The sequence below is a fragment of the Actinokineospora spheciospongiae genome (assembly GCF_003182415.1).
In the GTDB taxonomy this organism is placed as follows: Bacteria; Actinomycetota; Actinomycetes; order Mycobacteriales; family Pseudonocardiaceae; genus Actinokineospora; species Actinokineospora spheciospongiae.
In genome coordinates this window covers 200,113-225,124 of record NZ_QHCP01000010.1, presented here as the reverse complement: position 1 = coordinate 225,124, position 25,012 = coordinate 200,113, and the positions used below count along the sequence as shown (strand labels likewise).

Sequence of the window (25,012 nt, the reverse complement as noted above, 5' to 3'; positions counted from 1 at the left end):
TGTCGGTTCTGGTGGTGCCCGGGCGGGTGGGGGCGGTCGGGTGAAGCGCGTTGTCCCCCTGGTGCTGGTGGGGGTGCCGTTGCTGGTGGCCGTGTTCGGGCCGCTGTTCGTCGGGGAGGCTTCGCGGTCGGTGGCGTTTTCCACCGGGGGGCTGCTGGGGACCGACTTCGTCGGGCGGGACGTGCTCCAGCAGGTGTTGCTGGGCGGGCGGACCGTGGTGCTGGTGGCGCTGGTGGCCACCGGGCTGGCCTACGCGCTGGGGATTCCGTTGGCGCTGGTGGCCGCGACCTCGCGCAGGCGGTGGGTGGACGAGGTGCTCATGCGCCCGCTGGACCTGGTGCTGGCCGTGCCCTCCCTGCTCGTCCTGGTGCTGGTGGCCGGGCTCAGCTCGCCGGGCTCCGTGACGCTGGTGGGGGTCGTGGTGGTGGTGCTGGTGCCGGAGGTGGCCAGGGTGGTGCGGGCGGCCGCGCTGCCCGCCGCGTCCGGGCCGGTGGTGGAGGCCATGCGGATGCAGGGGGAGGGGTGGTGGCGGACCTCCGGCGGGTACGTGGGGCGGTCCGTGCTGCCCACCGTGGTCGCCGACCTCGGCGTGCGGTTCACCTCCTCGGTGTACCTGGTGGCCTCGGCCGCGTTCCTGGGCGTCGGCGTGGCCCCGGACGCCTCGGACTGGGCGGTGATGGTGGACCGCAACCAGGGTGGGAGCTACCTGGTGCCCTGGGCGGTCGTCGTCCCCGCCCTGCTGATCGTGTCCCTGTCCGTCGGCGTCAACCTCCTCTTCGACGCCCACTCCACCGCCGTCCCGCGCACCCTGCCCGACGACCCCGCCGTCACCCCGCCCGCGGTCACGCCGATCCCCGCCACCCCGCCTGTGGACAACCCGGCGTCGAGCGGCGGATCGCGTCAGACCCCCGCGGTTGGATCGATTCGGGGGCTCCAGCGCACGGATGATCTTGCGGGCAGCGGGCTCGCGGCCCGGGTGCGCGACCTCCGCGTGGTCGTCGACGGCCGCCCGGTCGTGGACGGGGTGAGCTTCGAGCTGCCCGCCGGGAAGGTCCTCGCCCTGGTCGGGGAGTCCGGCAGCGGCAAGACCACCACCGCGCTCGCGCTCCTCGGCGAGGCGCCCGGTGACGTCCACGGCGAGGTCGCCACCGCCGGGTTCGTCGGGTTCGTGCCGCAGCACCCCTCGACGGTGCTCAACCCCGTGCGCCGGATCGGCGGTGTGCTGCGGGAGGTCGTCCGCGCCCGCAAGCCGGGGACCGACCCCGGTCCCGTGGTCCGCGACGTCCTCACCCGGGTCGGTCTGGACCCCACGTGGGGGTTCCGCCGCAGGCTGCCGCACCAGCTCTCCGGTGGGCAGCAGCAGCGGCTGGTGCTGGCCCAGACCCTCATCGGCGACCCGGCCGTGGTGATCGCCGACGAGCCGACCACCGGGCAGGACGCGCTGAGCCGGGGCGAGGTGGCCGCGCAGCTCAAGGGGCTCGCCGACCGCGGTGTCGGCGTCCTGCTCCTGTCGCACGACCTCGACCTGGTCGACGAACTCGCCGACGACGTCCTCACCCTGCACGCGGGCGTCCCCACCGAGACCCGCCCGCCCGAGCCCACCCCGACCCCCGCCCCCAAGCCGCCGCCCACTGGGCCGACCGTGCTCAGCGTCGACGGCCTCAGCGTCGGCTATCGGGGCAACCGCGTGCTCGACGGCGTCAGCCTCCGCCTGGCCGGGGACGAGTGCGTGGCCATCACCGGGCGCTCCGGGCAGGGCAAGACCACCCTCGCCCGCGCCATCGCCGGGTTGCACCGCCCCAGCGCGGGCACCATCACCGTCGACGGCGGCGTGCAGTACGTCTTCCAGGACGCCCGCCTGTCCTTCGACGACCGCAGGCCCGTGCTCGACCAGGTCGCCCGCACCGCCGTGCGCCTGCGCGGGCTGTCCACACCGGACGCGCGGGACGAGGCCGCCGCCCTGCTGCGCACCCTCGGCCTCGACCGGGCCACCGCGGCCCGGCGGCCCGGCGCGCTCTCCGGGGGCGAGCTGCGGCGGGCCGCGCTGGCGCGGGCGCTGCTGGCGCGACCGCGCGTCCTGGTGTGCGACGAGATCACCGCGGGCCTCGACGCCCGCACCCGGCGGGTGGTGCTCGACCACCTCGCCGACCTGGACCTGGCCCTGGTCGTGGTGACCCACGACGAGGCCGCGGTCGCCCGACTGGCCGACCGCACCCTGGCCGTCCAGGAGGGCGGCCTGCACAACCGGTAGAAGGATCAACCCATGCGCTACGACCTGCGCCAAGCCCGCCCGGACGACCTCGACGGCGCCCGCTCGGTCATCCTCGACACGCTCTACCGCGACCTGGGCTACGGGTACACCCCCGCCTGGCACGGCGACGTCATCGACCTCGAGGGCGCCTACCTGCGCACCCCCCGGCACGCGCTGTTCGTCGCCGCGCTGACCCACGACGACGGCCGCGAGGAGGTGGTGGCGACCACCGCCGTCCGGGCGGTCGCCCCGACCAGCCCGCCGCACCCGGCCTGGCTGGCCGAGCGCTACCCGGCGGGGCGCACCGCGCAGCTCTTCCGCGTCTACGTGCGCCCCGAGCACCGCAGGCACGGGCTGGCCAGGGGCCTGGTCGACCTGGCCACCCGGTTCGTCGCCGAGACCCCCGGCTACGACGTGCTCTGCCTGCACACCGACACCCGGGTCGAGGGCGCCGAGGGGTTCTGGCGGTCGGTGGCCAAGGAGATCCACGACGCCCGCGACGGCGACCCCGCCCGGTTCCAGACCGTCCACTTCGAGATCCCCTTCGGCTGAGCCCGCCAGGGGAAACGCCGCAGGTGGAACTCGGTTCAGGTGTCCGCGGCCGATCACCTAGGATCGAGCTGTTCACCCGGCCGACGGGTGCGCGTCAGGCCGCATAGGACCCCCGGGGAGCTGTCCACCAACCATGTCCGGAGCCAACGACCCGTACGACCCGAAGGAGGTCGCGGCGCTCGCGCCGGAGACGCTCCAGGCCGCCGTCGGCACCGCCCGCGAGGCGTTCGCCGCCGCGACCGACCTGGACGCGCTCGCCGCGGCCAAGCCCGCCCACCTCGGCGACAAGTCGCCCCTGCTGCTGGCCCGCCGGGAGATCGGCGCGCTGCCGCCCAAGGCGCGCTCCGAGGCGGGCAAGCGGGTCAACGAGGCGCAGACCGAGATCAAGGCCGCGTTCGACGAGCGGCTGGCCCGGTTGCAGGCCGAGCGGGACGAGCGGGTCCTGCGGGAGGAGGGCGTCGACGTCACCCTCCCGTGGGACCGCGCCCCGCGCGGCGCCCGGCACCCGCTGACCACGCTGTCGGAGCGGATCGCCGACGTGTTCGTCGGCATGGGCTACGAGATCGCCGAGGGACCCGAGCTGGAGGCGGAGTGGTTCAACTTCGACGCCCTCAACTTCGGCAAGGACCACCCGGCGCGCACCATGCAGGACACCTTCTACGTGGCGCCGGAGGACTCCGGGCTGGTGCTGCGCACGCACACCTCCCCGGTGCAGGTCCGGGCGCTGCTGGAGCGCGACCTGCCGGTCTACGTCGTCTGCCCCGGTCGCACGTTCCGCACCGACGAGCTCGACGCCACCCACACCCCGGTGTTCCACCAGGTGGAGGGGCTGGCCATCGACAAGGGCCTGACCATGGCCCACCTCAAGGGCACCCTGGACGCGTTCGCCAAGGCCATGTTCGGCGACGAGGCGAAGGTCCGGCTGCGGCCGTCGTTCTTCCCGTTCACCGAGCCCTCCGCCGAACCCGACGTGTGGTTCGCCGAGAAGAAGGGTGGCGCGGGCTGGGTCGAGTGGGGCGGCTGCGGCATGGTCAACCCCAACGTGCTGCGCGCCTGCGGCGTCGACCCGGACGTCTACACCGGGTTCGCCTTCGGCATGGGCCTCGAGCGCACGCTCCAGTTCCGCAACGGCATCCCCGACATGCGCGACATGGTCGAGGGCGATGTCCGGTTCACCCTTCCCTTCGGCACGGAGGCCCAGTGAGGATTCCCGTAAGCTGGCTCATCCAGCAGCTCGAACTCTCCGGTGAGCACCGGGACCTCGACGCCGAGCAGATCGCCGCGGCGTTCACCCGGGTCGGCCTGGAGGTCGAGGAGGTCAGCCCGCTCGGCCCGGTCACCGGACCGGTCGTGGTCGGCCGCGTGGTCTCCATCGAGGAGCTGACCGAGTTCAAGAAGCCCATCCGGTTCTGCGTGGTCGAGGTCGGCGAGACCGACGACGGCGCACCGGAGACCACCGAGGTCGTCTGCGGGGCGCGCAACTTCGTCGAGGGCGACCTGGTCGTGGTGGCGCTGCCCGGGGCGGTGCTGCCCGGCGACTTCGCCATCGCCTCCCGCAAGACCTACGGCCGGGTCAGCAACGGCATGATCTGCTCGGCCTCGGAGCTGGGCCTCGGCGACGACCACAGCGGCATCATGGTGCTGCCCAGCGGGGAGAACTCCGACGTCGAGCCGGGCGACGACGCGATCGAGCTGCTGGAGCTGACCGACACCGTCATCGAGCTGGCGCTGACCCCCGACCGCGGCTACTGCTTCTCGGTGCGCGGCCTGGCCAGGGAACTGGCCTGCGCGCTGGACCAGCGGCTGCTCGACCCGGCGGCGATCGACGTGCCCGCCGCCGAGGGCCCGTCCACGCCGGTCACCGTCACCGACGAGCAGGCGTGCCCGCGGTTCGTGCTGCGCCGGGTGACCGGGGTCGACCCGACCGCGCCGACGCCGTTCTGGGTGCGCAGGCGGCTGATGCTCGCGGGCATCCGCTCCATCTCCCTGGCCGTCGACGTCACCAACTACGTGATGCTCGAACTCGGCCAGCCGATGCACGCCTTCGACACCGCCAAGCTCAGCGGCGGGCTCACCGTGCGCCGGGCCACCGCGGGGGAGAAGCTGACCACCCTCGACGGCGCCACCCGCGCGCTGGACCCGGACGACATCGTCATCGCCGACGACTCCGGGCCGGTCTCGCTGGCGGGCGTCATGGGCGGGGCGAGCACCGAGGTGACCCCGGAGAGCACGGACATCCTGCTCGAGGCCGCCGTGTGGGACCCGGCCTCGATCGCCCGCGCGGTCCGCAGGCACAAGCTGCCGTCGGAGGCGGCCAAGCGCTTCGAGCGGGTCGTCGACCCGGCGCTGGCACCCGCCGCCCTGGAGCGCGCGGCCCGGCTGCTGCGCGACTACGGCGACGGCACGATCCACCCGGGCCGCACCGACGTGGGCCACCCGGCGCTGCCCGCGCCGGTGGTGATGGCCATGGACCTGCCCGACCGGGTCGCCGGGGTGCGCTACGACCGCGGCGTGACCGCCAGTCGCCTCCAGCAGATCGGCTGCACGGTCGAGGTGGGCGCCGCCGACGACGGCACGCCCACCGTGACCGCGTACCCGCCGAGCTGGCGCGCGGACCTCAACCAGCCCGCGGACCTGGTGGAGGAGGTGCTGCGGTTGCAGGGCTACGACACCATCCCGGCGGTGCTGCCCAAGGCGCCGTCCGGCCGCGGCCTGACCGCCGCGCAGCGCCGCCGCCGCCAGGTGTCGCGGACGCTGGCCGAGCACGGGTTCGTCGAGGTGCTGCCGTTCCCGTTCGTCTCCCCGACGGCGTGGGACGCGCTCGGCCTCGACGCCGACGACCCGCGCAGGCGCACGGTCAAGGTGCTCAACCCGCTGGAGGCCGACCGCGACGAGCTGGCCACCACGCTGCTTCCGGGTCTGCTGGACACGGTGGTGCGCAACGTGTCCCGGGGTGCCCGCGAGGTGTCGCTGTTCCACGTCGGGCAGGTCGTGCTCCCGCGCGCCCAGCAGTCCCCGATGCCGTCGGTCGGCGTCGCCGGGCGCCCCTCCGGGCCGGAGGTCGCCGCCCTCGACGCCGCCCTGCCCGCGCAGCCGACGCACGTCGCGGTGGTGCTGGCCGGGCCGCGGGTCCGCGCGGGCTGGTGGGGCAAGGCCGAGCAGGCCGACTGGGCCGACGCGGTGCAGGCCGCCCGGCTGGTCGCCGAGGCCGCCGGGGTGGAGCTGACCGTCACCCAGGGCGACACCGCGCCGTGGCACCCGGGCCGCTGCGCCCAGCTTCGGGTGGGCGACTTCCCGGTGGGGCACGCGGGCGAGCTGCACCCGAAGGTCGTGGAGGCGTTCGGGCTGCCCAAGCGCACCTGCGCCATGGAACTCGACCTCGACCTGCTGCCGCTGGTGGAGCGCAGGCCGGTGCCGAAGGTCTCGCCGTACCCGCCGGTCCTGCTGGACGTGGCGCTGGTGGTCGAGGACTCGGTGCCCGTCGGCGAGCTGACCCGCGCGCTGCGCTCCGGCGGGGGAGACCTGCTCGAGGAGCTGAGCCTGTTCGACGTCTTCACCGGTGCGCAGGTCGGGGAGGGCAAGCGGTCGCTGGCGTACTCGCTGCGCTTCCGCGCGGCCGACCGGACGCTGACGGTCGAGGAGGCCACCGCGGCCCGCGACGCCGCCGTGGCCGCGGCAGCGGAACGCCACGGGGCCGCGCTGCGCGGCTGACCCCGGAGGTCCACGACGGTGGGGGTGCCCGGCGGGCGCCCCCACCGTCTGTTTCGGACGCCCGCCTTCCCCGTCCGGGTGCGCGATTCCCCCGAACGGCTACGCCCCGCGGCCGTGTCGGGCGGCGGCATCGGGCGGTCGGTCGCGGAGAGTGGACCGGACAGTGCGAGAAAGGGGCAGCAGTTGAGAAGAATCGTGGCGATCGCCGCCGCGGCCGGTGTCGTGGTCGGGGGTGCGGCCTCGGCGCCCGCGGTCTCGGCCGCGCCCGCCGACACCCCGCCCGCCCAGGTGGCCTACGACCCGGCACCGATCGGGTGGGGCGCCTGCGCGAACCGGGGACTGGCCCGGCTCGGCGCGGAGTGCGGGTTCCTGGAGGTCCCGCTGGACTACGCCGAGCCCACCGGCACGAAGATCAGGATCGCGGTGTCCCGGATCAAGGCGAAGGTGGCCCCGGAGCAGTACCAGGGCGTCGTGATCACCAACCCGGGCGGCCCGGGGGGTTCGGGCCTGGTGCTGTCGGTGCTCGGTGGGATCGTGCCGAACGGCGCGGGCCTGTCCTACGACTGGATCGGCTTCGACCCGCGCGGCGTCGGCTCCAGCGAGCCCGCCCTGACCTGCGACGGGAACTACTTCTCCTACAACCGGCCGTTCTACGTCCCGGTCACCCCGGAACTGGAGCAGACCTGGCTCGACCGGTCCAGGGGCTACGCCGCCGCCTGCGGTGCGGCGGGCGGTGACCTGCTCGACCACGTCAAGACCACCGACACGGTCCACGACGTGGACGCGCTGCGCAAGGCCCTCGGCCAAGAGCAGATCAACTACTACGGGTTCTCCTACGGCACCTACCTGGGCCAGGTCTACGCGACCCTCTACCCCGAGCGCGTGCGCCGGATGGTGCTCGACGGCAACGTCGACGCGCGCAAGGTCTGGTACCGGGCGAACCTCGTCCAGGACGTGGCGTTCGACAGGAACATGTCCGTCTACTTCGACTGGATCGCGAAGAACGACGCGGTCTACCACCTGGGCACCACCGGCGAGGACGTGCGGAAGCTGTTCTACGCCCAGCAGGCCGCGCTGCTCGAAGCACCGGCGGGCGGCGTCATCGGCCCCGACGAGTGGATCGACGCCTTCCTCCCCGCGGGCTACTACGTCTTCGGCTGGGAGGACATCGCAGAGGCGTTCTCCGCGTGGGTCAACCAGGGCGACCACGGCCCGCTCAAGAAGCTCTACGACGCCGCCCACGGTCAGGGACCGGGCAGCGACAACGTCTTCGCCATGTACCTCGCCGTCCAGTGCACCGACGTGCAGTGGCCGACCAGTTGGAACCGGTGGCGGGCCGACAACTGGATGACCTTCCTCCGCGCCCCGTTCGAGACCTGGGGCAACGCCTGGTTCAACGCCCCGTGCCTCACCTGGCCCGCGAAGCCGGGCAAACCGGTCGAGGTCGACGGCCGCAAGGCGCCCGGCATCCTGCTGATCAGCGAAACCCTCGACGCGGCGACCCCGTTCGAGGGCAGCCTGGAAACCCGCGCGCGGTTCCCGAAGTCCGCCCTGATCGAGGGCGTCGGCGGCACCACGCACGCCGGTTCGCTCAACGGCGCGTCCTGTGTGGACAACCAGGTGGCCGCCTACCTGGCCACCGGCGAACTGCCCGCGCGCAAGCCGGGCCGCGTCTCCGACGCCACGTGCGACCCGCTGCCGCAGCCGGACCCGCAGGCACCCGCGCACCGGCGGTCGGCGGACGCCGACACCACCCGCGACATCCTCCGGGAACTGATCCGGGGCGTCCGTCCCTGATCACCCCTCGGGTCCGGCGTCCGCGCCGGACCCGAGGCCCGCCAGGAAGCCGCCGACGGCCTCGGTGAACTCCTCCGGCCGCTCCAACCAGGGGACGTGCCCGGTGTCCAGGGTGACCCGGGTGGCGTTCGGCAACGCCTCGACCAGGGAATCGACCGCCCAGCGCGGACGCAGGTCGTGCCTGCCGTCGACGACGAGCACGGGGGCGGCGAGGTCCGCGCACGCGGCGAGCAGGTCCGCCTCGTCACCGTCGCGGCCGACCGCGGCGTTGACCTCGTGGTTGATCGGGAACCACGGGGTGGCCATGGCCTCGGCGAGCGCGCGGGCGCGGCCCCGGTCGGCGAAGTCGGCGGTCCACTGCAGGACGGCCAGCTCGCGCTCCTCGACCTCGGTGCGCTCCCGCTCCCGCAGCCGGGTCCACGCGGCGAGGTCGTCACCGAGCCGGGCGCGGAAGGCGGCGGTGAACTCGGCGTGCCAGCCCGGGGACAGGCCCACCCCCGCCAGGTAGACCAGGCCGGTCACCCGGTGCGGGTGGGCCAGCGCGTACCGCAGGGCCAGGTCGGCGCCCCACGAGTGGCCGAGCAGCGCGGTCGCGGCGAACCCGGAGTGCGCGCGCACGTCGTCGAGGTCGGCGACGAACCGGGCGGTGGTGAACGGCCCGCGCCGCTGCGACCGCCCGCCGCCGCGCTGGTCCCAGCGCACCACCCGGCCCGGCAGCGCCACCGCGTCGAACATGTCCCACAGACCCGGACCGCCGTGGCAGCAGATCACCGGGTCGCCCACCCCGGTCGCCGTCGCCCACAACCCGCACCCATCGTCGGCCCGCACCGCGTTACCCATGTCGCGATCATCCCCCGGCCGGGTAGGTTCGGTCCCATGGACCAGGCACGGGTGCGGACGGTGAACGTCGGCAAGTCCCTCCCCATCGAGGCGAAGATCGGGCGCAGCGGCATCGACAAGCGGCCGGTGACCGGCCCGGTGGCCGTCACCGCCCCCGGCCCCGGCGGCAGCGGCCTCGCGGGCGACGACATCTGCGACGTCGCCAACCACGGCGGACCCGACCAGGCCGTCTACGCCTACGCCAGGGAGGACCTGGACCGCTGGGCGGAGGAACTGGGCAGGCCGCTGACCGACGGGCAGTTCGGCGAGAACCTGACCACCACCGGCATCGACGTCAACGCCGCCGAGGTCGGCGAGGTCTGGCGGATCGGCGACGAACTGGTGCTCCAGGTCACCACCCCGCGCATCCCGTGCCGCACCTTCGCGGTGTGGCTCGACGAGCGCGGCTGGATGAAGACCTTCACCCAGCGCGCCCTGCCCGGCGCCTACCTGCGGGTCCTGCGCCCGGGTGCGGTCCGCGCGGGCGACCCGATCGTCGTCGAGCAGCGCCCCGGCCACGGCATCACCATCGCCCTCACCTTCCGCGCCACCACCCTCGAACCGGAACTGCTGCCCCGCCTGGACATCGACGGCATGCCCGACGAGATCCGGCGCAAGGTCCGCCGCCGGATCGGCGCATGAGCCGCCGGTCGCTGCGCGTCGCCGCCTACGCCGTCTGCCTGGAGAACGAGGAGGTGCTCCTGGCCCGCTGGGTCGGCCCCAGCGGCAAGCGCTGGACCCTCCCCGGCGGCGGCATCGACCACGGCGAGGACCCCCTCGACGCCGCCGTCCGCGAGGTGTACGAGGAAACCGGCTACCAGGTCACCGTCGACTCCCTGCTGGGCGTCGACTCCATCCGCCGCAACCTCCCCGGCGCCCTCGCCGACACCGACTGGCACGGCCTCCGCGTCATCTACGCCGCCACCATCGCGGGCGGCGAACTCCGCTTCGAGGAGGGCGGCTCCACCGACATGGCGGCCTGGGTCCCCCTGGCCGAGGTCGCCGCCCTCGACCGCACCGAACTGGTCGACACGGCCCTGGAACTGGCCCGAACCCGCCCCCCGACCGGCCGCCTCGACGGCATCCTCCCGGCCTGACCCCCGCACCCGGCACCGGCCGGGAGCGCGGCCGGGGGCACGCCCTATCCTCAACGCCCGTGTCCCGTGCTCCGATGATCGCGCCCAGCATCCTGTCCGCCGACTTCGCCCGGTTGGCCGACGAACTCACCGCCATCCAGGGTGCCGACTGGGTGCACGTGGACGTCATGGACGCCCACTTCGTGCCCAACCTCACGCTCGGACTGCCCATTGTGGAGTCGCTGCTCAAGGTGACCGACATCCCGATGGACTGCCACCTGATGATCGAGGACCCGGACCGGTGGGCCGTCGGTTACGCCGAGGCGGGGGCGCACAACGTCACCGTGCACGCGGAGGCGGCCGGGGACCCGGTGAAGATCGCCCGGGACATCCGGGCGGCGGGGGCGAAGGCGGGGCTGTCGATCAAGCCGGGGACTCCGCTGGAGCCGTATGTGGAGGTGTTGAAGGAGTTCGACACGCTGCTGGTCATGTCGGTGGAGCCCGGGTTCGGCGGGCAGAGCTTCATCGCCGATGTGCTGTCGAAGGCTCGGGCGGTGCGTGACCTCGTCGACACCGGGCACCTGGACCTGCTGGTGGAGATCGACGGCGGGATCAACGCGGAGACCATCGAGCAGGCTGCCGAGGCTGGGGTGGACTGCTTTGTGGCCGGGTCGGCTGTTTACGGGGCTGATGATCCGGGGCGGGCTGTGCGGGCGTTGCGGGAGCAGGCTGCTTCCGCGCACCACCGGTTCGGTCGGGCTTGATCAGGTCTGCTTAGCCGTGGCTGGGTTTTAAAAGCCCGGTCGTTTTCGGGGCGTGCCCGGGTAGGTGGATCTGCTTGGGCGGGGCCCCTACAGCGATCATGCGCCCAGTGTGACCGAGTGGGGCGAAAAGAGTGCCCCACTGCCCGGGCAGGCTTGCACATGATCGCTTCCCCCACCCAAGCACATCCACCCACCCGGGCAGAGCCGTAGCCGGGCCGGCGGTTCGTTGGGTGGCTGGCGGCTGCGCCGCCGGGGTTTGGCGTGGCGGGCCGCCTGGCCGGCGGTTGGTGGGGTGGTTGGCGGCTGCGCCGCTGGGGTTTGGCGTGGCGGGCCGCCTGGCCGGCGGTTGGTGGGGTGGTTGGCGGCTGTGCCGTTGGGGTTTGGCGTGGCGGGCCGCCTGGCCGGCGGTTGGTGGGGTGGTTGGCGGCTGTGCCGTTGGGGTTTGGCGTGGCGGGCCGCCTGGCTGGCGGTTGGTGGGGTGGTTGGCGGCTGTGCCGTTGGGGTTTGGCGTGGCGGGCCGCCTGGCTGGCGGTTGGTGGGGTGGTTGGCGGCTGCCTCCGCGCGGGCCGCCGGGGGGTGGGTGGCCTGATCGGTTTGAACCCGGGTGGGCCCGGCCGGTCGCGTGTACCGGGGCCGGGGTGTCCTGCCAGACTGTCCGCCGTGGAGGAGAGCCTGGTCGCGGCGATGTGGACCGCCGTGGAGTGCGCGGAGGCGGTGCGGGGGACGACCAGTCCCAACCCGCCCGTCGGGTGCGTTGTGCTCGACCGGGACGGTGTTGTGGTCGGGACCGGGGGCACTCAGCCCCCGGGTGGGCCGCACGCCGAGGTGGGGGCGCTCGCTGCGGCGGGGGAGCGGGCCAGGGGCGGCACCGCCGTCGTCACCCTTGAACCGTGTTCGCACCACGGGCGGACCCCGCCCTGCACCGACGCGCTGCTCGCCGCCGGGGTCGCTCGGGTGGTCTACGCCGTGTCCGATCCGAACCCGCAGGCCGCCGGGGGTGGGCGGGTGCTCGCCGACGCCGGGGTGCGGGTCGAGGGTGGGGTGCTCGCCGACGAGGTCGCCGGTGGGCCGCTGCGGGCCTGGCTGCACTCGGTGGCGACCGGGCGACCGCACGTGACCTGGAAGTACGCCGCCACCCTCGACGGGCGGGTGGCCGCCGCCGACGGGACCAGTCGGTGGATCAGTTCGGCCGACTCGCGGGCCGAGGTGCACGAGGTGCGCCGCAAGGTCGACGCCATCGTCGCCGGGCGGGGCACGGTGCTCGCCGACGACCCGGCGCTGACCGCGCGGGACGCGGGTGGAACACCGGCGGCCCGGCAACCGTTGCGGGTTGTCGTGGGACTCGGTGACCTCCCGGACGGTGCGCGGGTGCTCGACGCCGCCGCCGAGACGCTGCACGTGCGCACGCACGACCCGGCGGAGGTGCTCGCCGTGCTCGGTGCGCGTGGCGTGGTCGACGTGCTGCTGGAGGGTGGGCCGACCCTGGCGGGCGCGTTCGCCAGGGCCGGGCTCGTCGACCGGGTGCTGGCCTACGTCGCGCCCGTGCTGCTCGGTGCCGGGCCGGTGGCGCTGGGTGACGCGGGCGTGTCGACGATCACCGGGGCCCACCGGCTGCGCGTCGAAGGGGTCACCATGAGTGGGCCGGACGTGCGGGTGTCCGCCGTCCCGGTCCGGGACTGACCCGGACCGACCGACCGAGGAGGAGAGTGGCGTTGTTCACCGGGATCGTCGAGGAGCGCGGTGCGGTGGTCGCCGTGCGCGACCTCGCGGACGCAGCACGGGTCACCATCTCCGGACCGCTGGTCACCAGCGACGCCAAGCAGGGGGACTCGATCGCGGTCAACGGCGTCTGCCTGACCGTGGTCGAGCTGGGCGGGGGCACCTTCACCGCCGACGTGATGCACGAGACGCTCAAGCGCAGCAGCCTCGACGGGGTGGCCGAGGGCGACTCGGTCAACCTGGAGCGCGCCGCCGCCGTGGGGCAGCGCTTCGGCGGGCACATCGTGCAGGGCCACGTCGACGGCACCGGGGTGCTGATCGGCCGGGAGCCGTCCGAGCACTGGGACCTGGTCACCATCGGCCTGCCGCCGCACCTGGCCAGGTACGTGGTGGAGAAGGGGTCGATCACCGTCGACGGCGTGTCGCTGACCGTCGTGGAGGTCGGGGACGACCGGTTCTCCGTCAGCCTCATCCCCGAAACGCTCCGGGCGACCACCCTGGGGCAGCGCGCGCCGGGCGACAAGGTCAACCTGGAGGTCGACGTGATCGCCAAGTACGTGGAACGTCTGACAACCCCACACCTGCCCGTCAGCGGTGCGGGGCAGACTGGGGGAGATCCCGCCGGACAGGAGAACCAGGGTGAGTGACTTCCCAGACATCGACCGCGCCCTCGCCGACATCGCGGCGGGCAAGGCCGTCGTGGTCGTCGACGACGAGGACCGCGAGAACGAGGGCGACCTCATCTTCGCCGCCGAGAAGACCACCCCGGAGCTGCTGGCCTTCATGGTCCGCTACTCCTCCGGCTACGTCTGCGTCGCGCTGCCCGACGCCGACTGCGTGCGGCTGGACCTGCCGCCGATGTTCCACACCAACCAGGACGCCCGCGGCACCGCCTACACCGTGACCGTGGACGCCAAGGAGGGCATCAGCACCGGCATCTCCGCGCACGACCGGGCGCACACCATCCGGCTGCTGGCCTCCGCCGAGGCCACCGCCGCCGACTTCAACCGCCCCGGGCACGTGGTGCCGCTGCGGGCCAAGGAGGGCGGCGTGCTGCGCCGGCCCGGGCACACCGAGGCCTCGGTGGACCTGGCCAGGATGGCCGGGCTGCGGCCCGCGGGCGTGCTCTGCGAGGTCGTCTCGCAGAAGAGCGAGGGCGACATGGCCCGCCGCGACGAGCTGGAGGTCTTCGCCGCCGAGCACGACCTGGCGATCATCACCATCGCCGACCTGATCGCCTACCGCAGGCGCACCGAGAAGCAGGTCGTCCGGGTCGCCGAGGCGCGCATCCCCACCGCGCACGGCACCTTCCGCGCGGTCGGCTTCGACAGCCTGCTCGACGGCATCGAGCACGTCGCGCTGGTCTACGGCGACCTCGGCGACGGCGAGGACGTGCTGGTCCGGGTGCACTCGGAGTGCCTGACCGGGGACGTGTTCGGCTCGCTGCGCTGCGACTGCGGCCCGCAGCTCGACGCCGCCCAGGAGGCCGTCGCCGCCGAGGGGCGCGGCGTGGTGCTCTACATGCGCGGGCACGAGGGCCGCGGCATCGGCCTCATGCACAAGTTGCAGGCCTACCAGTTGCAGGACGAGGGCCAGGACACGGTGGACGCGAACCTCGCGCTCGGCGTGCCCGCGGACGCCCGCGACTACGGCACCGGCGCGCAGATCCTCGTCGACCTCGGGGTGAAGTCGATGCGGCTGCTCACCAACAACCCGGCCAAGCGGGTCGGCCTGGAGGGCTACGGGCTCGCCGTGGTCGACCGGGTGCCGCTGTCGGTGTGGCCGAACCCGGAGAACCTGCGCTACCTGCGCACCAAGCGCGACCGGATGGGCCACGAGATCACCGAGCTGGAGCAGTACGAGGACGGCATCGCCGCCGGGGCGGTCGCCCAGCGCGGCGGGGAGGACCGGGCATGAGCGGCGCGGGCAGGCCCGAGGCGGTGGCACCGGACGCGACGGGCATCCGGTTGGCCATCGCGGCGACCAAGTGGCACGCGGAGGTCACCGGGCAGCTCCTGACCCGGGCGCTGGCCGCGGCGGAGGACGCCGGGGTCGAGGAGCCGACCGTGGTCCGGGTCGCGGGCGCGGTCGAGCTGCCCGTGGTGTGCCAGGAACTGGCCAAGCACCACGACGCGGTGGTGGCCCTCGGCGTGGTCGTGCGCGGCGGCACCCCGCACTTCGAGTACGTGTGCGACGCGGTCACCGCGGGCCTGACCCGCATCTCGCTCGACGAGTGCACCCCGGTCGGCAACGGCGTGCTCACGGTGAACGACGACCAGCAGGCGGTGGACCGCTCCGGGGTGCCCGGGGCGGCCGAGGACAAGGGGTACGAGGCGTGCGTGGCGGCGTTGGAGGCGGCACTGGTGCTGCGGGGACTGCGGCAGCCCTGGACCGAGCGGGGTTTCCGGTGACCGTCACCTCCCGGCCGCGCAAGGTCCGCTTCGTCGCCGCCGCGTTCGCCGTGGTGTTCGTCGCGGTGTTCACGGTGGTGGCGGTGCTGCTGCGCGACACCCCGACCGGGGTGTACTTCCAGGTGTCCGACCAGGTCGCCATGGTCGGCATCGGCGTGCTGCTGGCCTGCGGCGCGCTGTGGCTGACCCGGCCCAGGGTCGCCGCGGACGCCGACGGCGTCACCGTCCGCAACCTGCTGGGCAGCACCCGCTACCCGTGGGAGTACATCCGCTCGATCAGCTTCCCCGACGGCGCCTCCTGGGCCCGCCTGGAACTGCCCGACGACGAGTACGTGCCGGTGATGGCCGTGCAGGCCATCGACGGCGACCGCGCGGTGGCCACCATCCGCGAGCTGCGCAAGCTGCACCGGGCCGCCACGGTCACCGAGGCGGGCTGAGCGCTCCGGGTGGTGCGCTCGGGGTGATGCCCCATGGGTGCCACCCGGGGTAGCATCGGGGGTGTGAAACTGAGTGTGAGCCTGCCCGAGGAGGACGTGCGCTTCCTCGACGAGTACTCCGCGCGCGCCGACGCGGCCACGCGCTCCTCGGTGATCCACACCGCCATCGCGCTGCTGCGGCAGACCAGCCTGCAGGATTGCTACGCCGCCGCCTTCGACGAGTGGGACGCCGACGAGGCCGCCGTGTGGGAACCAGCCACGCCCGACGGCTTGGCCGAAGCCCGCGGCTGAGCCCCACCCGAGACCACCGATGCCCGAGCCCCGCCGCTGATGCCCGAACCCGACGCCCGCGCGGCCGAGACCCGCGTCAGGCACTTCCGCCGCGGTGACATCCACCTGGTCGACCTGGAGCCCGTCCGCGGCTCGGAGGCCGACAAGGTCCGCCCCGCCGTGATCGTCTCCAACGACGCCGCCAACCAGGTCGCGGGCCGCACCGGCCGCGGTGTGCTCACCGTCGTGCCGATCACCTCCAACACCACCCGGGTGTTCCCCTTCCAGGTGCTGCTCCCCGCCGCCCCGTGCGGGCTGTCGGTCGACTCGAAGGCGCAGGCCGAGCAGGTCCGCTCACTGGCCACCGCCCGGGTCCGCCGCCGGGTGGGCAGCCTCCCCGCCGCGCTCCTCGCCGACCTGGACACCGCCCTGCGCGTGCACCTCGGGCTGTGAGCGCCGCCGCCCCCGGGTCGCGCCGCGCCACAGCAGCACCGCCGAGACGACCCCGGGGCCGCAGTGCACCAGCAGCACGCCTGCCAGGCTCGGCCCGCCCCAGTCGTCGGCGTAGGACGCCGGGTCGAACACGTCGATGACGAACGGCTCCGCGAGTGCCCGGAACACCAGGTAGCCGCCGAGGAACACGGCCAGGGCGATCAGTGCTTTGCGCATGTCCCCACCCTCGCCGGACCCGCGCACCGGCGGCATCCGGGAAGCCCCCGACCCCGCCCGGAGTTCGCCCCCCACCTGAGGCGAACCTGTGAAAGCCCGGATCGGGTGAACCCCCCGGCGCGGGCCCGCGTACCGACCGGGGTAGACCCCGGACGTTCCCGTGCACCGAGGAGGCACCCCGCGTGACTGTCGAAACCACCACGACGACACCACAGACCCCCGCCGAGCCGCGCTCCCGCCGCCAGGTCCTCTGTGGCCTGATGGTCGCGCTGGTGGCGCCCGGCGCGCTCATCGCCGCCTGCGGCACCGAGACCGACTCCGGCTCCACCGTCGACAACCCGAACACCCCCGGCTCCAGTGCGGGCGGCGCGAGCCCGACCGGCGGGTCCGCCCCCGCGGGCGGGTCGGCGCTGGCGGCGCTGGCCGACATCCCCGACGGCGGCGGCGTGCTGGCCGACGGCCCGAACGGGCACGTCCTGCTGGTCCGCACCGGCTCGGCGGTCAAGGGCTTCGACCCGAGCTGCCCGCACCAGGGCGCCACGGTCACCGCGCCGCAGTCCGGTGTGATCACCTGCCCGCGGCACGGCAGCACCTTCACCAGCACCGACGGCGCGGTCACCAAGGGCCCGGCGAAGACCGGCCTCAAGGAGGTCGCGGTCAAGGTCGACGGCGCGAACGTCGTCCTCGCCTGACGGTCCACTGTGGAGTTTCCGTCCCCGGCCGGGTGGCCGGGGACGGACACCGGGTCAGACCCGTTCGGGTAATGGCTTCGCGTGGTCACTCCTGGTTGAGTGGTGGTCACACTAGGCTGTCGCTGAACCCCGGAGGCCCCCCGCATGCTGCCCGCCCGAACCCTCGGCACCGCGGTCGCCGCCGTGCTGGCCGCGGCACTCGCCGTACCGGCCCTGACCACCCCGGCCCGAGCCGACGACCGGCCCACCGCCGTGGTGTCCCTGGGCGACAGCGCCATCTCCGGGGAGGGCGCGGGCGACTACGAGGCGGGCACCGACGGGGAGGGCGGCAACTGGTGCCACCGCTCCCCGCACGCGCTGATCCACCAGACCCGGCTCGCCGACAAGGCGGTCAACCTGGCCTGCTCCGGCGCGAACGCCTCGAACGTCTCCCTCGCCGACACCACCCACAACACCGAGGGCTCCCAGGCGCGGCGGCTGATCCAGGTGGCCACCGAGAACCGGGTGACCGCGGTCGTGCTCCAGGTCGGCGCCAACGACGACCCCGACTTCACCGACACCATCATCGACTGCGTCCTCAAGTGGTTCAACCCGTTCGGGTCCGACTGCTCCGCGGCGCTGCGCGACCAGTGGCCGGGGCGGCTGTCGGCCATGGCGCCCCGGGTCGAGGCGGCCGTCGCCGACGTGAAGTCCGCCATGCGCCAGGCCGGGTACGCCGACACCGACTACCGGTTCGTGCTGACCTCGTACTCCTCGCCCCTCACCGAGAAGATGGACCCCGCCACCCACGGGCCCGAGGGCTGCCCGCTGCGCATCGCCGACGCCAAGTGGGGCCGCACCGAGGCGGTGCCGCAGATGGCCGAGGCGCTGCGCGGCGTCGCCACCCGCGCCGGGGTGTCCTTCCTGGACCTCAGCCGGGCCACCGAGGGCCGCGAGGCGTGCAGCGGCAGCCGCGACAGCGAGTGGCAGAACCGGCTGATGGTCGACCCGGAAGCGCTGGTCACCGGCGGTCTCGACGCCATCGGCGTGCACATGGCCCAGCAGTCCTTCCACCCGAACGCCCGCGGGCACGCCCAGCTCGGCCGCTGCGTGGCGGAGTTCGTGACCTCCGGGGCGGACGCGGCGGCCTGCGTCATCGGCGGCGACGGGAACCTGCACTCCGTCGCCTGACCCGCCCGATGCGACCGGCTCGGGCGTTCCCCGCGCTGATCGGCGCCGCGGCGGTCAACCCTGCGGCCGGGAGTGTCGTACCCCGGCCGTAGGGTTGACGCCGTGCCCGACCCGTCCGCCTACCGCCCCGCCACCGGCACCATCCCCGACGCCCCCGGCGTCTACAAGTTCCGCGACCCGGGTGGCCGGGTCATCTACGTCGGCAAGGCGAAGAGCCTGCGCAGCAGGCTGAACTCGTACTTCGCCGACGTGACCGCGCTGCACCCGCGCACCCGGCAGATGGTGACCACCGCGGGCGGCGTCGAGTGGACCGTGGTGGCGACCGAGGTCGAGGCGCTGCAGCTCGAGTACAACTGGATCAAGGAGTTCGACCCGCGGTTCAACGTCCGCTACCGCGACGACAAGACCTACCCGGTCCTGGCGGTGACGCTGAACGAGCAGTACCCGCGGCTGCACGTCTACCGCGGCCCGCGCAAGCGCGGCGTCCGCTACTTCGGCCCGTACGCGCACGCCTGGGCCATCCGCGAGACCCTGGACCTGCTGCTGCGGGTCTTCCCCGCGCGCACCTGCTCGACCGGGGTGTTCAAGCGGCACGGCCAGATCGGGCGGCCGTGCCTGCTCGGCTACATCGACAAGTGCTCGGCGCCCTGCGTCGGCCGGGTCAGCGCCGAGGAGCACCGCGGGATCGTGCTCGACTTCTGCGACTTCCTCTCCGGCAAGACCGACGCCATGGTCCGCCGCCTGGAGCGGGAGATGGCCCAGGCCTCCGACGAGCTGGAGTTCGAGCGGGCCGCCCGGCTGCGCGACGACATCGGCGCGCTGCGCCGGGCCCTGGAGAAGCAGGCCGTGGTGCTCGGCGACGGCACCGACGCCGACGTGGTCGCCTTCGCCCACGACGACCTCGAAGCCGCCGTGCAGGTCTTCCACGTGCGCGGCGGCCGGGTGCGCGGCCAGCGCGGCTGGGTCGTCGACCGGCTGGAGGAGGGCGGCGCGGAGGGCTCCACCAGCCCGGTGCCCGCCCTGGTGGAGCAGTTCCTCAGCCAGTTCTACGGCGACCAGGCCGAGATCGTCGAGCCCGGCACCGAGCCCGCCGCCCGCCCGACCGGCGACGGCCCGGTCAGCGACGGCACAGCCACCGACAGCCCGCCCGCCGACGACTCGGCGGGCAGCCCGGTGCCGCGCGAGGTGCTGGTGCCCGAGCTGCCCACCGACGCGGGCGCGCTCGCCGACTGGCTCAGCGGGCTGCGCGGCTCCCGGGTCGCCCTGCGGGTGCCGCAGCGCGGCGACAAGCGGGCGCTGATGGAAACCGTGGAGCGCAACGCGAAAGAGGCGTTCACCCAGCACAAGCTGCGCCGCGCGGGCGACCTGACGGCCCGCTCGGCGGCGTTGCAGGAGTTGCAGGAGGGCCTCGGGCTCGACACCGCCCCGCTGCGCATCGAGTGCGTCGACATCAGCCACATCCAGGGCAGCGACGTGGTCGCCTCGCTGGTGGTGTTCGAGGACGGCCTGGCGCGCAAGTCCGAGTACCGCCGCTTCGCCATCCGCGAGGCCGCCACCGAGGGCGACGTGGCCGCCATCGCCGAGGTCACCCGGCGCCGGTTCGCCAAGTACGCGGGCGAGGCGGGCGGGCAGGGGCCCACCCCCGGCATCGACCCGGAGACCGGCAAACCGCGCCGCTTCGCCTACCCGCCCAACCTCTACGTCGTCGACGGCGCGGGCCCGCAGGCCGACGCCGCCGCCGAGGTGCTCTCCGAGCTGGGCGTCACCGACGTGGCGGTGGTCGGGCTGGCCAAGCGGCTGGAGGAGGTGTGGCTGCCCGGCGACCCGGACCCGACCATCCTCCCGCGCACCAGCGAGGCGCTCTACCTGCTGCAACGGGTGCGCGACGAAGCCCACCGCTTCGCCATCGCCTACCATCGGCAGAAGCGCTCCAAGCGCCTCACCGCGTCGGCGCTCGACGACGTGCCCGGGCTGGGCCACACCCGCAAGGCGGTGCTCATCAAGCACTTCGGCTCGCTCAAGCGGCTGCGCGCGGCGAGCGTCGAGGAGATCGAGAGCGTGCCCGGCATCGGACCGGGCACCGCCCGCGCCGTGCACACCGCGCTCGCGGGCGGCGCGCAGGACACGACCGCCGCGGCAGGCGGGCAGGAGAGGCAGCAGTGAGCGAGGCGACAGTGCGCGACGAGCAACCCCCCGTCGGGGGACCGGGCATCGAGGTGGCCGTGGTCACCGGGCTGTCCGGGGCGGGCCGCAGCACCGCGGCCAAGTGCCTGGAGGACCTCGGCTGGTTCGTGGTGGACAACCTCCCGCCGGAGCTGATCTCCACCATGGTCGAGCTGGGTTCCCGGGCCAGGGGCGCGATCACCACCGTGGCGGTGGTGATGGACGTGCGGTCCCGGGCGTTCACCGAGGACCTGTCGGCGATCATCAAGGACCTCGACGCCCGCGGCTACAAGCCCAGGGTGCTGTTCCTGGAGGCCACCGACGACGTGCTGGTCCGCCGGTTCGAGTCGGTGCGCCGCGGCCACCCGCTGCAGGGCGAGGGCAGGCTGATCGACGGCATCACCGCCGAGCGGCAGCTCCTGATGCCGCTGCGCGGGGAGGCCGACCTGATCCTGGACACCTCGACGCTGTCGGTGCACCAGCTCCGGGCCAAGATCGAGGACGCGTTCGGCACCGAGTCGAGCACCGCCACCCGGGTCACCGTGCTGTCCTTCGGCTACAAGTACGGCCTGCCGATGGACGCCGACCTGGTGATGGACGTGCGGTTCCTGCCCAACCCGTTCTGGATTCCGGAGCTGAAGGACCAGACCGGCCGCGACGCCGACGTGCGCAACTACGTGCTCAGCCAGGAGGGGGCGGACGAGTTCCTCGACCGCTACCACGAGCTGCTGCGGCTCATCGGCGCCGGTTACCGGCGCGAGGGCAAGCGCTACCTGACCCTCGCCGTGGGCTGCACCGGCGGCAAGCACCGCAGCGTGGCGATCTCCGAGGAGCTGTCGCGCAGGCTGTCCGACGAGGACGGCATGGCGGTCAAGGTCGTGCACCGCGACCTGGGGCGCGAGTGACCGGTCGACCGCTGCGCGCGGTCGCGCTGGGCGGCGGGCACGGGCTGCACGCCACCCTGACCGCGCTGCGCGGGATCACCGAGGACGTCACCGCCGTGGTCACCGTCGCCGACGACGGCGGCTCCTCCGGTCGGCTGCGCCGCGAGCTGGGCCTGCTGCCGCCGGGGGACCTGCGCAAGGCGCTGCTGGCGCTGGCGGGACCGGATTCCGGGCCGTGGGGCACGGTCTTCGGGCACCGCTTCGGCGGCACCGGCGCGCTCGCCGGGCACGCCGTGGGCAACCTGGTGCTCGCCGGGCTGCTGGAGACCGTGGGCGACCCGGTGGCCGCGCTCGCCGAGGCGGCCCGGCTGCTCGGGGTCGCGGGCCGGGTGCTGCCGATGTCACCCGAACCGGTGGACATCGAGGCGGACGTGACCGGCCTGGCGGAGGACCCGGCGACCGTGCGGCACATCCGCGGGCAGGTCGCGGTGGCCACCACCCCGGGTCGGGTGCGCCGCATCCGGCTGCTGTCGGCCACCCGCCGGGGTGAACGCCCGACCGCCTGCGCCGAGGCCGTCGCGGCGGTCCTGGCCGCCGACGTGGTGCTGCTCGGCCCCGGTTCCTGGTTCACCAGCGTGCTGCCGCACCTGATGGTGCCGGACCTGCACGACGCCCTGGTGCGGACCGGGGCCACCAGGGTCGTGGTGCTCAACCTGGTCCCCCAACCTGGGGAAACGGAGGGGTTCTCCCCGGAGCACCACCTCGACGTGCTGGCCGAGCACGCGCCCAGGCTGCGGGTGGACGCGGTGATCGCCGACGTGGACTCGGTGCCCGTCCCGGACCGGCTGCGCCAGGCGGCGAAGGCCCTGGGCGCGGACATCCGGCTCGACCACGTCGCCGCCGCCGACGCCGCCGACCGGCACGACCCGGCGGCCCTGGGGGCCAGCGTGGCCCGCGCGGTGGCCACCGCGCTCGAACGGTGAGGGGCGCACGGACCGCGATGCGGCACGTGGTGGGATGTAGGCCGGGTACGCCCGGGACCGGGCCCGGAGAGGAGGACCAGTGGCGATGACCGCCGCAGTCAAGGACGAGCTGAGCAGGCTCACGGTGTCCAAGACCTGTTGCCGCCGGGCCGAGGTGTCCTCCCTGCTGCGCTTCGCGGGCGGGTTGCACATCGTCGCGGGCCGGGTGGTGGTCGAGGCCGAGCTGGACACCGGCGCGGCCGCGCGGCGGCTGCGCAAGGAGGTCCACGACCTCTACGGCCACCACGCCGACGTGCACGTGATCACCTCCGGGGGCCTGCGCAAGGGCACCCGCTACGTGGTCCGCGTGGTCAAGGACGGCGACGGCCTGGCCCGGCAGACCGGGCTGCTCGACCCGCGCGGCCGACCGGTGCGCGGCCTGCCCGCCCCGGTCGTCTCCGGCGGCGTGTGCGACGCCGAGGCCGCCTGGCGCGGGGCGTTCCTGGCGCACGGCTCGCTCACCGAGCCCGGCCGCTCCTCGGCGCTGGAGATCACCTGCCCCGGTCCGGAGGCCGCGCTGGCCATCGTCGGCGCCGCCCGCCGGATGGGCATCCAGGCCAAGTCGCGCGAGGTGCGCGGCGCCGACCGGGTCGTGGTCCGCGACGGCGACGCGATCAGCGCGCTGCTCACCCGCCTCGGCGCGCACTCCAGCGTGCTGGCCTGGGAGGAGCGCCGGATGCGCCGCGAGGTGCGCGCCACGGCCAACCGGCTGGCCAACTTCGACGACGCGAACCTGCGCCGGTCCGCGCGCGCCGCGGTGGCCGCGGCGGCCAGGGTGCAGCGGGCGATGGAGATCCTCGGCCCGGAGGCGCCCGAGCACCTCACCGCGGCGGGGGAGCTGCGGCTCAAGAACAAGCAGGCGTCGCTGGAGGAGCTGGGCCAGCTCTCCGAGCCGCCGATGACCAAGGACGCCGTCGCGGGCCGCATCCGCAGGCTGCTGGCCATGGCCGACAAGCGGGCCAAGGACCTCGGCCTGCCCGACACCGAGTCCGCGGTCACCCCGGACATGCTCGAGGCCGACGCCTGAGGCGGTTCCCGCCCCGGGCGGGAACCGCGCGGGTGAGCACCGCTCGGTTCAGCGGTCCACCGTCGGTGGATCTTGGTCGGGAATCACCGACCGTCGCCGGAATTTGTGACCTGGGTCTCATCGTGTATCCGGGGTGGCACCCGGAACTCTTCTACTGGTGTGAGGCTCGGGTGCCGCTTGGGGGAGGGGCATCCGGGATGGGGGAGACGGAGCGGGGTTCACCGGGCGTGGGGGTCGGTGAACCCCGCTCCGCTGTTTTCCGGGGGTTGTCCAGGGGTGGCGGCCGAGCGGTGTCCGAAGGTCGCGCGGGCGCACGAGCCGGGGGCGGCGGGTGCGCGCCCGGAGACAAAAACCACGCCGCGCGCAGATCGGTCTGGCGATCACCACACCGATCTGATTCGATAAAGAGAGACCGCTGACCTCCTGACCTGCGTCCGGCCGTCCGGGCGCTAGGGTTCCCGGTCAAGAGGTTCGCAAGAAGCACCCAGTCGCAAAGAGGAGACACAGGTGACGGTTCGCGTTGGTGTCAACGGCTTCGGTCGGATCGGTCGCAACTTCTGGCGGGCGGTCGCCGCCAGTGACCACGACATCGAGATCGTGGCCTTCAACGACCTCGGTGACGTGGCGACCATGGCGCACCTGCTCAAGTACGACAGCATCCTGGGCCGCCTGCCCCAGGACGTGTCGGTGACCGACGAGGGCATCAAGGTCGGCGACCACACCATCAAGGCGCTCGCCGAGCGCGACCCGGGCAAGCTGCCCTGGAAGGACCTCGGCGTCGACGTCGTGGTCGAGTCGACCGGCTTCTTCACCAAGGCCGCCGACGCCCGCAAGCACGTCGACGAGGGCGGCGCCAAGAAGGTCATCATCTCCGCGCCCGCCTCGGGCGAGGACCTGACCGTGGTGCTCGGCGCCAACGAGGCCGCCTACGACGGCTCGCAGACGGTCATCTCGAACGCCTCCTGCACCACCAACTGCCTGGCCCCGCTGGCGAAGGTGCTGCACGACTCGTTCACCGTGGAGCGCGGTCTCATGACCACCATCCACGCCTACACCCAGGACCAGAACCTGCAGGACGCCCCGCACAAGGACCTGCGCCGCGCCCGCGCCGCCGCGCTGAACATCGTGCCCACCTCCACCGGCGCCGCCAAGGCGATCGGCCTGGTGCTGCCCGAGCTCAAGGGCAAGCTCGACGGCTACGCGCTGCGCGTCCCGGTGCCGACCGGCTCGGCCACCGACCTGACGGTGACCCTGTCCCGCGACGTCACCCTCGACGAGGTGCAGGAGGCCTACCAGGCCGCCGCCGCGGGCCCGCTCAAGGGCATCCTGCGCTACAACACCGACCCGATCGTGTCCTCCGACATCGTCACCGACCCGGCGTCGTGCATCTACGACGCGCCGCTGACCAAGGTCACCGGCAACCTGGTGAAGGTCGTCGGCTGGTACGACAACGAGTGGGGCTACTCCAACCGCCTCGCCGACCTGACCGCGCTCGTCGCCTCCAAGCTCTGAGACGGA

At 73.8% G+C, this 25,012-nt stretch carries 24 protein-coding genes; 22 read left to right on the top strand and 2 right to left on the bottom strand.

What is annotated here, in order from left to right:
* The first annotated feature begins 40 nt into the window (after positions 1–40).
* The 5 genes from DFQ13_RS24695 to DFQ13_RS24675 all read left to right on the top strand — a co-directional run bounded on the left by DFQ13_RS24695 (position 41) and on the right by DFQ13_RS24675 (position 8,311).
* Complete coding sequence (locus DFQ13_RS24695; protein WP_233438563.1) at positions 41–2,251, top strand: ABC transporter ATP-binding protein/permease; 2,211 nt, start codon at positions 41–43, stop codon at positions 2,249–2,251.
* A 12-nt stretch (positions 2,252–2,263) separates the two neighbouring features.
* Positions 2,264–2,803, top strand: coding sequence for a GNAT family N-acetyltransferase (locus tag DFQ13_RS24690; RefSeq protein WP_035285144.1), 540 nt, complete (start codon positions 2,264–2,266; stop codon positions 2,801–2,803).
* A 133-nt stretch (positions 2,804–2,936) separates the two neighbouring features.
* Entirely contained in the window at positions 2,937–4,007 is a 1,071-nt protein-coding gene (gene pheS, locus DFQ13_RS24685) for a phenylalanine--tRNA ligase subunit alpha (RefSeq protein ID WP_035285145.1), read from the top strand.
* Positions 4,004–6,514 (top strand): phenylalanine--tRNA ligase subunit beta, encoded by a 2,511-nt coding sequence (gene pheT, locus DFQ13_RS24680; RefSeq protein ID WP_035285146.1) that lies wholly within the window; start codon positions 4,004–4,006, stop codon positions 6,512–6,514. Before pheS ends, pheT begins: the two co-directional genes overlap by 4 nt.
* Positions 6,515–6,697: 183 nt before the next feature.
* The gene (locus tag DFQ13_RS24675) at positions 6,698–8,311 is read left to right on the top strand and encodes an alpha/beta hydrolase (RefSeq protein ID WP_110081521.1); all 1,614 of its coding nucleotides are present in this window, start codon (positions 6,698–6,700) and stop codon (positions 8,309–8,311) included.
* On the opposite strand, the gene DFQ13_RS24670 is transcribed toward DFQ13_RS24675, so the two are convergent.
* On the bottom strand, positions 8,312–9,151 hold the full coding sequence (locus DFQ13_RS24670) for an alpha/beta fold hydrolase (protein WP_110081520.1): 840 nt from the start codon (positions 9,149–9,151) through the stop codon (positions 8,312–8,314).
* A gap of 36 nt (positions 9,152–9,187) precedes the next feature.
* Here DFQ13_RS24670 and DFQ13_RS24665 point away from each other — a divergent pair, with 36 nt between their 5' ends.
* The 10 genes from DFQ13_RS24665 (at position 9,188) to DFQ13_RS24620 (ending at position 16,320) form a co-directional block, all read left to right on the top strand.
* Complete coding sequence (locus DFQ13_RS24665; protein WP_035285150.1) at positions 9,188–9,832, top strand: MOSC domain-containing protein; 645 nt, start codon at positions 9,188–9,190, stop codon at positions 9,830–9,832.
* Positions 9,829–10,287 (top strand): NUDIX hydrolase, encoded by a 459-nt coding sequence (locus DFQ13_RS24660; protein ID WP_035285152.1) that lies wholly within the window; start codon positions 9,829–9,831, stop codon positions 10,285–10,287. The genes DFQ13_RS24665 and DFQ13_RS24660 overlap by 4 nt, the downstream gene beginning before the upstream one ends.
* 74 nt (positions 10,288–10,361) lie before the next feature.
* Positions 10,362–11,030: a ribulose-phosphate 3-epimerase gene (gene rpe / locus DFQ13_RS24655; RefSeq protein WP_110081519.1), complete on the top strand. Its 669-nt coding sequence runs from the start codon at positions 10,362–10,364 to the stop codon at positions 11,028–11,030.
* A gap of 684 nt (positions 11,031–11,714) precedes the next feature.
* Positions 11,715–12,710, top strand: a complete 996-nt coding sequence (gene ribD, locus DFQ13_RS24650; RefSeq protein WP_110081573.1) for a bifunctional diaminohydroxyphosphoribosylaminopyrimidine deaminase/5-amino-6-(5-phosphoribosylamino)uracil reductase RibD — start codon at positions 11,715–11,717, stop codon at positions 12,708–12,710.
* Between the two features lie 32 nt (positions 12,711–12,742).
* Entirely contained in the window at positions 12,743–13,396 is a 654-nt protein-coding gene (locus DFQ13_RS24645; RefSeq protein ID WP_110081572.1) for a riboflavin synthase, read from the top strand.
* Positions 13,389–14,666: a bifunctional 3,4-dihydroxy-2-butanone-4-phosphate synthase/GTP cyclohydrolase II gene (locus DFQ13_RS24640; protein ID WP_181400137.1), complete on the top strand. Its 1,278-nt coding sequence runs from the start codon at positions 13,389–13,391 to the stop codon at positions 14,664–14,666. The genes DFQ13_RS24645 and DFQ13_RS24640 overlap by 8 nt, the downstream gene beginning before the upstream one ends.
* Positions 14,663–15,160 (top strand): 6,7-dimethyl-8-ribityllumazine synthase, encoded by a 498-nt coding sequence (gene ribH, locus DFQ13_RS24635; RefSeq protein WP_035287657.1) that lies wholly within the window; start codon positions 14,663–14,665, stop codon positions 15,158–15,160. The genes DFQ13_RS24640 and ribH overlap by 4 nt, the downstream gene beginning before the upstream one ends.
* Positions 15,157–15,597: a PH domain-containing protein gene (locus DFQ13_RS24630; RefSeq protein WP_110081517.1), complete on the top strand. Its 441-nt coding sequence runs from the start codon at positions 15,157–15,159 to the stop codon at positions 15,595–15,597. The genes ribH and DFQ13_RS24630 overlap by 4 nt, the downstream gene beginning before the upstream one ends.
* Positions 15,598–15,660: 63 nt before the next feature.
* Positions 15,661–15,888 (top strand): ribbon-helix-helix domain-containing protein, encoded by a 228-nt coding sequence (locus DFQ13_RS24625; RefSeq protein ID WP_110081571.1) that lies wholly within the window; start codon positions 15,661–15,663, stop codon positions 15,886–15,888.
* Positions 15,889–15,927: 39 nt separating this feature from the next.
* Entirely contained in the window at positions 15,928–16,320 is a 393-nt protein-coding gene (locus DFQ13_RS24620) for a type II toxin-antitoxin system PemK/MazF family toxin (RefSeq protein ID WP_110081516.1), read from the top strand.
* On the opposite strand, the gene DFQ13_RS34530 is transcribed toward DFQ13_RS24620, so the two are convergent.
* Positions 16,222–16,536, bottom strand: a complete 315-nt coding sequence (locus DFQ13_RS34530) for a hypothetical protein (protein ID WP_146241349.1) — start codon at positions 16,534–16,536, stop codon at positions 16,222–16,224. The two genes, DFQ13_RS24620 and DFQ13_RS34530, sit on opposite strands and share 99 nt — an antisense overlap.
* Positions 16,537–16,718: 182 nt before the next feature.
* Between DFQ13_RS34530 and DFQ13_RS24610 the strand changes: the two genes are divergently transcribed.
* The 7 genes from DFQ13_RS24610 to gap all read left to right on the top strand — a co-directional run bounded on the left by DFQ13_RS24610 (position 16,719) and on the right by gap (position 25,006).
* On the top strand, positions 16,719–17,228 hold the full coding sequence (locus tag DFQ13_RS24610; RefSeq protein ID WP_233438561.1) for a Rieske (2Fe-2S) protein: 510 nt from the start codon (positions 16,719–16,721) through the stop codon (positions 17,226–17,228).
* Positions 17,229–17,372: 144 nt separating this feature from the next.
* Positions 17,373–18,398, top strand: coding sequence for a GDSL-type esterase/lipase family protein (locus tag DFQ13_RS24605; RefSeq protein WP_110081514.1), 1,026 nt, complete (start codon positions 17,373–17,375; stop codon positions 18,396–18,398).
* Positions 18,399–18,500: 102 nt separating this feature from the next.
* A complete protein-coding gene (gene uvrC, locus DFQ13_RS24600) occupies positions 18,501–20,561 on the top strand; it encodes an excinuclease ABC subunit UvrC (protein ID WP_110081513.1) in 2,061 nt (686 codons plus the stop codon).
* Positions 20,558–21,466 carry an RNase adapter RapZ gene (rapZ, locus tag DFQ13_RS24595; protein WP_181400136.1) on the top strand — a complete coding sequence of 303 codons (909 nt, stop codon included), beginning with the start codon at positions 20,558–20,560 and terminating at the stop codon, positions 21,464–21,466. The genes uvrC and rapZ overlap by 4 nt, the downstream gene beginning before the upstream one ends.
* An 11-nt stretch (positions 21,467–21,477) precedes the next feature.
* Complete coding sequence (locus tag DFQ13_RS24590) at positions 21,478–22,428, top strand: gluconeogenesis factor YvcK family protein (RefSeq protein ID WP_110081569.1); 951 nt, start codon at positions 21,478–21,480, stop codon at positions 22,426–22,428.
* 79 nt (positions 22,429–22,507) lie between these two features.
* Positions 22,508–23,494 (top strand): DNA-binding protein WhiA, encoded by a 987-nt coding sequence (gene whiA, locus DFQ13_RS24585; RefSeq protein WP_035287665.1) that lies wholly within the window; start codon positions 22,508–22,510, stop codon positions 23,492–23,494.
* A 507-nt stretch (positions 23,495–24,001) separates the two neighbouring features.
* A complete protein-coding gene (gene gap, locus DFQ13_RS24580; protein WP_035287666.1) occupies positions 24,002–25,006 on the top strand; it encodes a type I glyceraldehyde-3-phosphate dehydrogenase in 1,005 nt (334 codons plus the stop codon).
* The last annotated feature ends 6 nt before the right edge of the window (positions 25,007–25,012 follow it).

Excerpts from the sequence above, each read along its gene's own strand:
- DFQ13_RS24690 (WP_035285144.1), top strand. The coding sequence starts at position 2,264 with ATGCGCTACGACCTGCGCCAAGCCCGCCCGGACGACCTCGACGGCGCC.
- pheS (WP_035285145.1), top strand. The coding sequence starts at position 2,937 with ATGTCCGGAGCCAACGACCCGTACGACCCGAAGGAGGTCGCGGCGCTC.
- DFQ13_RS24670 (WP_110081520.1), bottom strand. The coding sequence starts at position 9,151 with ATGGGTAACGCGGTGCGGGCCGACGATGGGTGCGGGTTGTGGGCGACG.
- DFQ13_RS24665 (WP_035285150.1), top strand. The coding sequence starts at position 9,188 with ATGGACCAGGCACGGGTGCGGACGGTGAACGTCGGCAAGTCCCTCCCC.
- DFQ13_RS24660 (WP_035285152.1), top strand. The coding sequence starts at position 9,829 with ATGAGCCGCCGGTCGCTGCGCGTCGCCGCCTACGCCGTCTGCCTGGAG.
- rpe (WP_110081519.1), top strand. The coding sequence starts at position 10,362 with ATGATCGCGCCCAGCATCCTGTCCGCCGACTTCGCCCGGTTGGCCGAC.
- ribD (WP_110081573.1), top strand. The coding sequence starts at position 11,715 with ATGTGGACCGCCGTGGAGTGCGCGGAGGCGGTGCGGGGGACGACCAGT.
- ribH (WP_035287657.1), top strand. The coding sequence starts at position 14,663 with ATGAGCGGCGCGGGCAGGCCCGAGGCGGTGGCACCGGACGCGACGGGC.
- DFQ13_RS24620 (WP_110081516.1), top strand. The coding sequence starts at position 15,928 with ATGCCCGAACCCGACGCCCGCGCGGCCGAGACCCGCGTCAGGCACTTC.
- DFQ13_RS34530 (WP_146241349.1), bottom strand. The coding sequence starts at position 16,536 with ATGCGCAAAGCACTGATCGCCCTGGCCGTGTTCCTCGGCGGCTACCTG.
- DFQ13_RS24605 (WP_110081514.1), top strand. The coding sequence starts at position 17,373 with ATGCTGCCCGCCCGAACCCTCGGCACCGCGGTCGCCGCCGTGCTGGCC.